The organism is Effusibacillus consociatus, from assembly GCF_042652925.1.
GTDB lineage: Bacteria > Bacillota > Bacilli > Tumebacillales > Effusibacillaceae > Effusibacillus > Effusibacillus consociatus.
The window spans coordinates 1-6,439 of sequence record NZ_JBHSHC010000008.1 but is presented as its reverse complement, the minus strand read 5'-3'; the positions used below and the strand labels follow the sequence as shown (position 1 = coordinate 6,439).

The 6,439-nt window shown below is 48.1% G+C and carries 7 protein-coding genes and 1 pseudogene; 3 read left to right on the top strand and 5 right to left on the bottom strand.

Features of this window, described 5'->3' with window-relative positions; genetic code table 11:
• Positions 1-372 precede the first annotated feature (372 nt).
• Both ACFO8Q_RS01100 and ACFO8Q_RS01095 read right to left on the bottom strand, forming a co-directional pair.
• Positions 373-501, bottom strand: coding sequence for a hypothetical protein (locus ACFO8Q_RS01100; RefSeq protein ID WP_380023641.1), 129 nt, complete (start codon positions 499-501; stop codon positions 373-375).
• A gap of 16 nt (positions 502-517) precedes the next feature.
• Positions 518-715, bottom strand: a complete 198-nt coding sequence (locus ACFO8Q_RS01095) for a hypothetical protein (protein WP_380023640.1) — start codon at positions 713-715, stop codon at positions 518-520.
• A gap of 231 nt (positions 716-946) precedes the next feature.
• Here ACFO8Q_RS01095 and ACFO8Q_RS01090 point away from each other — a divergent pair, with 231 nt between their 5' ends.
• Positions 947-1,441, top strand: coding sequence for a hemerythrin domain-containing protein (locus ACFO8Q_RS01090; RefSeq protein WP_380023639.1), 495 nt, complete (start codon positions 947-949; stop codon positions 1,439-1,441).
• Between the two features lie 541 nt (positions 1,442-1,982).
• Positions 1,983-2,576 (top strand): class I SAM-dependent methyltransferase, encoded by a 594-nt coding sequence (locus tag ACFO8Q_RS01085; RefSeq protein ID WP_380023637.1) that lies wholly within the window; start codon positions 1,983-1,985, stop codon positions 2,574-2,576.
• A 225-nt stretch (positions 2,577-2,801) separates the two neighbouring features.
• Here the strand turns inward: ACFO8Q_RS01085 and ACFO8Q_RS01080 are convergent, their stop codons facing one another.
• From ACFO8Q_RS01080 to ACFO8Q_RS01070, 3 genes and pseudogenes are all read right to left on the bottom strand, one after another.
• Entirely contained in the window at positions 2,802-4,220 is a 1,419-nt protein-coding gene (locus ACFO8Q_RS01080) for a transposase (protein WP_380023635.1), read from the bottom strand.
• A 181-nt stretch (positions 4,221-4,401) separates the two neighbouring features.
• Positions 4,402-4,563 (bottom strand): annotated as a pseudogene (locus ACFO8Q_RS01075) (AAA family ATPase); the annotation flags it as partial.
• Complete coding sequence (locus ACFO8Q_RS01070) at positions 4,556-4,942, bottom strand: hypothetical protein (RefSeq protein WP_380023634.1); 387 nt, start codon at positions 4,940-4,942, stop codon at positions 4,556-4,558. The gene ACFO8Q_RS01070 and the pseudogene ACFO8Q_RS01075, both read right to left, overlap by 8 nt.
• A gap of 79 nt (positions 4,943-5,021) precedes the next feature.
• Here ACFO8Q_RS01070 and ltrA point away from each other — a divergent pair, with 79 nt between their 5' ends.
• The gene (gene ltrA / locus ACFO8Q_RS01065) at positions 5,022-6,269 is read left to right on the top strand and encodes a group II intron reverse transcriptase/maturase (protein WP_380023633.1); all 1,248 of its coding nucleotides are present in this window, start codon (positions 5,022-5,024) and stop codon (positions 6,267-6,269) included.
• Positions 6,270-6,439 lie beyond the last annotated feature (170 nt).

The following is a 6,439-nucleotide window of genomic DNA, read 5'->3' as shown; positions in this document are numbered from 1 at the left end:
AACGTTTCGTAACATTCAGCGTTTACCCCGTTTCGGTTGATGGACTGTGAATGATAGACATTTAAAAAAAATGCTCATTGATCCAACGGATACGTATGTCATTCAATATCTATATTTATCTAAATAATGAATTAATATCCATACTCAAAGAGAGTAGGTGGCTACTCTCTGATACCGAGCAGACTGATCGTTTCACAAATACGGTAAAATATAACAAAATATTCCATTTCACCCAATCGTTCTAAGCACCTATGAATATTTCAGGATCGATAATATGAAAAAAATGTTATTTATACAACTGCAATCCGAAACTGGTTCGTGGATGTTTCTTGACTTACCCCATTCTGTTAGACGACATTACTAGCTACCTTCTTAAGAACCCGGATATAACTTTTGCAGATCCTGTTTTAGAAGGGGATCCACCTTAACCTCGAGCCGAATTTTTTGGACCGCCTGTTCGGCCTGATCGACCGTTTTGCTCAAACCCATCTCAAGCAACACACCGATTGCCACCTGCTCAGTGAAAGGCCACAATATTGCCTCGTTTATAGGCGCTGACCACTTCGTCAATCGCTTTTCGGAGATTTGCCTCCTGTCCTGACTTTGCATCCGCAAGCGGAACATGAATCCACCGCACAACTGGGGATTGGACTGCGGACTCGGTTGCTTCCTCCCGTAAATCAACAATTACGTCAACTCCTCCTTCGGAGACCATCGCTTCCGCATTCGCCGCCCCGCCAATAAAGATCCGTTCTAATAGCTTCTGGTAGCCCGAAGTGGGGCTGATAAGATCCTTCCTTTCATCTGGAGATTGTACTACTATTTTAACTTAACAACAGGAAGAAATCAGATTGAACAATGACTGCAGTTTGGCCGCATTCGAATAATTAACAAATCGGTAGGCGATTACATACAATGTGCTGAGTTTTGGTCAAGGGGTGATACCATGGAACCACAAGCTGAAGGAGCTGAGCGGCAGAAAGAGATGAAAATGGAGAAGGAAATGGAAGTCCCGCCTACTGAAGATTTGATGCGAGAGCACGGAGTGTTAAAAAGGATTCTGTTGGTTTACGAGGACTCAGTAAAAAGATTGGTTGGCGAAAAGCCGATGGACCCGTATCGGGTGTATCCGGTGATTTTTAATGCAGCAGTTGTTACAAGACGTTTTGTAGAAGACTATCATCAACAACTTGAAGAACAGTATGTCTTTCCCGTGTTTTTAAAAGAGGGAGAACAAGTTGATCTAGTCCGTGTGCTTTTGGAGCAACATACGGCAGCACGTCAATTGACCGACCTGATTTTAATGCTTCCCGGATTCCAAACGGGTATAACTGGCGGGAACGGTTTCAACTGTCTCAGCTTCTGTCCCTGTATATCCGCATGTATGAACCCCATGAGGCACGGGAAGACACAGTTCTGTTTCCCGCTTTTCGCGAATTGACGAATCCGGAAGAATTTGAACGTTTGGGAAAACTGTTTGAGGAAATTGAGGAGAAGAGATTCGGGAAAGAAGGTTTTAAGAAAATCGTTAATCAAATTTCTGAATATGAAAAAGTTCTCGGTATTTACGAGCTTTCTCAGTTTACCCCTATTTTTAAATAACAGCAGGGGCCTACTTCGAAGGAAAATGAGATTTAGGCAGTTCTAACTTGCTGATCAAGGCGGCTAGAAGCCCTATGATGAAAGACAAAGATGGTCGCCTGCGTGGCGACTTTTTTACTGTGTTAAACCAACAATTATCACAATTTCAACACATTTATTATTTATAATGCCAACATATGATGCGGATTAGATCATTTGGTTCGAATACACAAATTAAGACGAAATGAGGTGATCGAATGTGGCGGCTACAAGAAAAACAACCGGTCATTCTTTATCGATAAGAAGGGTAACATTCAACATGTTTTACCGGTCCCATGAGACGAGAATATATCGAGGACAATATTCAAACATTGTTTTCTCGGACGTAGAGGTGTAGCACGATGTGCAAATGGTTCACCAGATTGTATGACACATTGATGGAGCCTTTGGAACGGAGAGGATTTCGGGAAATCCGAAAAAACCTGGTTCGTAAAGCCGAGGGGAAAGTGCTGGAGATCGGTTCGGGCACAGGGTTGAACTTTCCTTTTTACGAAAAGGCGGAACAGGTTATTGCGATCGAACCTGAACCTCTGATGAGAGAAAAGTCTATACCACGAGTTACCGCTGCTCGCGTTCGAATTGAAGTCATTTCAGCCGGAGCCGAGGATCTCCCGTTTCCCGATAATTCTTTCGACACGGTAGTAGGAACCCTGGTTCTCTGCACGATACCCGATTCTTACAAAGCAATGGAAGAGATTCGTCGGGTGTGCAAACCGGATGGAAAAGTTCTTTTTTTCGAGCATGTAAGGTTGAATCATCCTGTGCTTTGTCGATTACAGGATTGGCTAACACCCGTATGGAAACGGCTCTGCGATGGATGTCATTTGAATCGTAATACTCTTGAACTGATAGGCCAAATCGGTTTTGAAGTCATCCGCGTTGAGGGGTACGCCAGAGATCTATTTCTCGTCATAGAGGCAACGAATAAAAAATAATGGTTCTACTTTGCTTTCTTAATGGGAGTATTGGAGGCCAAGGAAAGACCGACATGTTCTTGCGGCGATGGAAACCGGTTCAAGCATAATATGGGAATGGTGGAGCTACCCTGATTTTAGTCGGGGTAGTTTTTTGATTCTTTACTACTCCATTGGTTATTCTTGATCACTCTCGTTCATTTCCTTCAGATATTTTAGATACTGGACAGTGAAAAGTTCTAAGCATTAAGAAGCCAGCGAATTGGCGTCAATATCATGCGTTTCCTGCTTGGATTGGATTATTTTCGTTATGGATAATTGCGGATTACAAGCAAACAGGCGAAAAATCGACGTGCGCAAATAAGCCATCACCGTGGCCTCGGAAACGACCGTCTTGGAGGGCGTTCTCAGGTAGCGAAAGAACAAGCCCGGAACCCGGCCCGAATAACGGACGGCGATCAGCTGCAACAACCCCATGGCGATGCAACTGCACATGACGTATCCTTCAATCGCTTTCACCGTTTGCCGAATGCGGGAGCGTTCCTTTTCATCGATAACCTGTTCTACCGGATGGGATTCTCCCTTCTTGAGATACCGTTTCAGCTTCGGCATGGACTTGCTCCAGAAATGGTAGCTGAATCCACCGATGGCTTGCTTCATTTCGCGGAACGTACATTCGATCTTGAAGCGGTATCCGTATAACTGGATGATGTCCGTCGCCGCCAAGGTAAGATCGGTGGTCACGAGAATGGACAGCCGGTCGCCCCAACGGACCAGCACAAAGCGCAGTTCCTGATACAGTCCTTGTCCCCACAGCAAATCCAGGCAAAGGTACTGAACCGTCTCTTCCTTGCCGTACATCGTCACCGTGGTTTGAAACTCGGACGCGCGGGTCTGGAACAACTCCTTCAGTTTGACCATCGGGCCTTTCTTCGGCGGACGCCCTCTTCCCTTCTTCCGGGCCGACGGATGCTCATAAGCCACTGCATTGGTTTTGACCTTCGTGACGATGTATAGGGGCGCGGCAGCCGATGCGCTCTCTGCCTTCCATCGCTCCAGCGCGGGAATGGACAGGAAGTACCGATCCAGCAGCAGGATCGCTTTCCCGAACGCCTGGGCGGCCACAAAGCCCTGATCGATCATCTGCACAACATGGGAGTCCTGCCGCTCAGCCGGATGTTCCCAGCCGAAGATCGATTTCACGCCATCCTGCAAGTTCATGAATAACGGGAGACAGAACCACTTGCGGGGTGTCCCCATGAGGATGCCGATGGCGCCAAACAGATGGCCGAAGATATACTCGGCTTTGGAGCTGTTCTCGGATTCCTGATGCAGCTTCTTGACGCCGGGCATCCGGCGGGCCTCCTTGGCTTGCTTCATCCCGTCGCCGACGAGGACTACCGCTCCGTTAAGGGAAAACAGTGGGGCTACGCGCCGAACGACTTGAACCCACGTGAGCCGAAGGGATTCCAGCGACCAAGCGGAGGAACGGAAGAAATGGATCAAGGTCTCGTAGCCACGCGGATGCAAGGAGAGATCCCGGATCAGGGTCGTCACCCCCAGATGATCGGTACGCAGCATCAGACCGACAATGATGACAACGAACCACTCGAATGTAGCGGTTCGGGAAAAGCAAGCTCGGAACGCAGACAAAACTTCATTCATAAATTTCAGCATCGTATGGCGGATCGCGACGAAATCGGGTAAACTTGCAGTGTAACCCTTTCTGCGACCTGATCTCCTTTCTGGCTTAGGAACCTTAGGATATCACGTGATCGCCTGATTGGTTATTTTTCTATCCAACAATTTTTCGACAATAACTTTTCACTGTCAAGTAAAGATATGGTTCGAGAAAATCCCATCTGGCATAATGGCGAGCTGATAGAGTCTTGCCGACACCGGGAGGTCCATAGCAGAGACCAATATATTTATATCGTCGGACGGCATCACAAAACTCAGTGAAACGTCGATACTCCTTTGTAATCAAGAAATCAGACCGTTCATTCATTGTAGTACCTCTTTAAACGTAATGGGACTTCCTTGGCTTCGGGTAGCTCAGATTCTTCTTTCTGAATTGGCGGTTCTGGTTGATGAACCGCTAGCAGCCTGTCAACGACCTCTGAACGGTCGCGAACTTCTTGACTCAACTGCCGTCGGCGACGATTACGGGCTTGTATGATTTCCTTCAATCCAACGGATTGCCCAGCCAATTCCTTACAGACTGTCCAGATGGTGGCCGGCATGGAGGCGGCGTGAACGTGGCACAGGCTTCGGTTAGGAACGTGGGAACCTGCATTTCGATGCCAAGGGAAACCTCCAAGCGGAAGAACCGCAAGGACAAAAGTACTGATGCGACATGCAGGGACGGAACAACCCGTAGTAGTCATGAAACTTCGTAATGGAAGTGGAGCGAAGGGGTTGTGTTATCCAGTTTTTGAACAGTGGTCAACCATAAGGGAGGAGCCAATGAACAAAACAAAGCCTTACGAAATCTCCAAACATGTAGTACTAGAGGCGTTCCAACGAGTGAAAGCAAACGGAGGAGCAGCCGGAGTCGATAATGTCAGCTTGGAGAAGTTCGAGTCGAACCTGAAAAACAACCTCTATAAGATTTGGAACAGAATGTCGTCCGGTAGCTACTTTCCTCCCCCTGTGAAGGCGGTTGAAATACCCAAGAAGAACGGGGGAACGCGCATCCTCGGAGTGCCTACTGTGGCCGACCGGGTTGCGCAGATGGTCGTGAAAATCTATTTTGAGCCCAAAGTGGAGCCATACTTTTACGCGGACTCATATGGATATCGACCGGGGAAATCGGCCGCCGATGCACTGGCAGTCACTCGGCAGAGATGCTGGAAATACGACTGGGTGCTAGAGTTCGACATCAAGGGGCTGTTTGACAATATTGACCACGAACTGTTAATGAAGGCGGTTCGCAAACATACGGACAATCCGTGGGTGATTCTCTACATCGAGAGATGGCTCAAGGCACCGATGCAAATGCCGGATGGATCCGTAGTGGAGCGAACCAAGGGCACACCACAAGGTGGTGTGGCGAGCCCCGTATTAGCCAATCTGTTCCTACACTATGCGTTTGACAAGTGGATGGACAAGTATCATCCAGACAAACCGTTCGCTCGATATGCCGATGATGCTGTAGCGCACTGCCATAGCATGAGAGATGCACAGGAGCTTCGGGCTAGCCTTGAGCAGAGATTCAAGGAATGCGGACTGGAATTACATCCAACCAAAACACGTATCGTCTATTGTAAGGACGATGACCGACGCGGAGATTATCCGGAGACGAAGTTTGATTTTCTGGGGTACACGTTTCGTCCGCGAAGATCCAAGAACAGATATGGCAAATTCTTCATCAATTTTACTCCGGCAGTCAGCAACAAGGCGAAGAAGGCCATGCAGCAGACAATTCATGACTGGCGCATGCATGTAAAGCCTGACAAGACCCTCGAAGATCTGTCGCGGATGTTCAATCCTGTGGTCAAGGGGTGGGTTAACTACTACGGACGCTTTTACAAATCGGAACTGTACACTGTACTCAAACACATGAATCGAGCGCTGGTGCACTGGGCGAGACGCAAGTACAAGAAGCTTAGTCGGCATAAACGGCGGGCGAACCAATGGCTCGGTAAGATTGCCAGACGGGAACCGCAATTGTTCGTGCAATGGCAAATGGGGATTTTGCCTGGGGCTGGATAATGGGAGCCGGATGAGTCGAGAGGTTCAAGTCCGGTTCTGAGAGGGCCTCGGGGTGAGATTCCCCGGGGCTACTCACCTGGTCATCCTTTGCAAAACCAAGGAACAAGCCCTGAGGGCAATCGATGTCCTCAAAGCGGTATTCGCAAAACTGGAACTGCAGATGAACAAGA

What these genes read in the sequence shown, in the direction of transcription:
- ACFO8Q_RS01095 (WP_380023640.1), bottom strand. Translation starts at nt 715, where the DNA reads ATGGTCTCCGAAGGAGGAGTTGACGTAATTGTTGATTTACGGGAGGAA.
- ACFO8Q_RS01090 (WP_380023639.1), top strand. Translation starts at nt 947, where the DNA reads ATGGAACCACAAGCTGAAGGAGCTGAGCGGCAGAAAGAGATGAAAATG.
- ACFO8Q_RS01085 (WP_380023637.1), top strand. Translation starts at nt 1,983, where the DNA reads ATGTGCAAATGGTTCACCAGATTGTATGACACATTGATGGAGCCTTTG.
- ACFO8Q_RS01080 (WP_380023635.1), bottom strand. Translation starts at nt 4,220, where the DNA reads ATGAATGAAGTTTTGTCTGCGTTCCGAGCTTGCTTTTCCCGAACCGCT.
- ACFO8Q_RS01070 (WP_380023634.1), bottom strand. Translation starts at nt 4,942, where the DNA reads ATGACTACTACGGGTTGTTCCGTCCCTGCATGTCGCATCAGTACTTTT.
- ltrA (WP_380023633.1), top strand. Translation starts at nt 5,022, where the DNA reads ATGAACAAAACAAAGCCTTACGAAATCTCCAAACATGTAGTACTAGAG.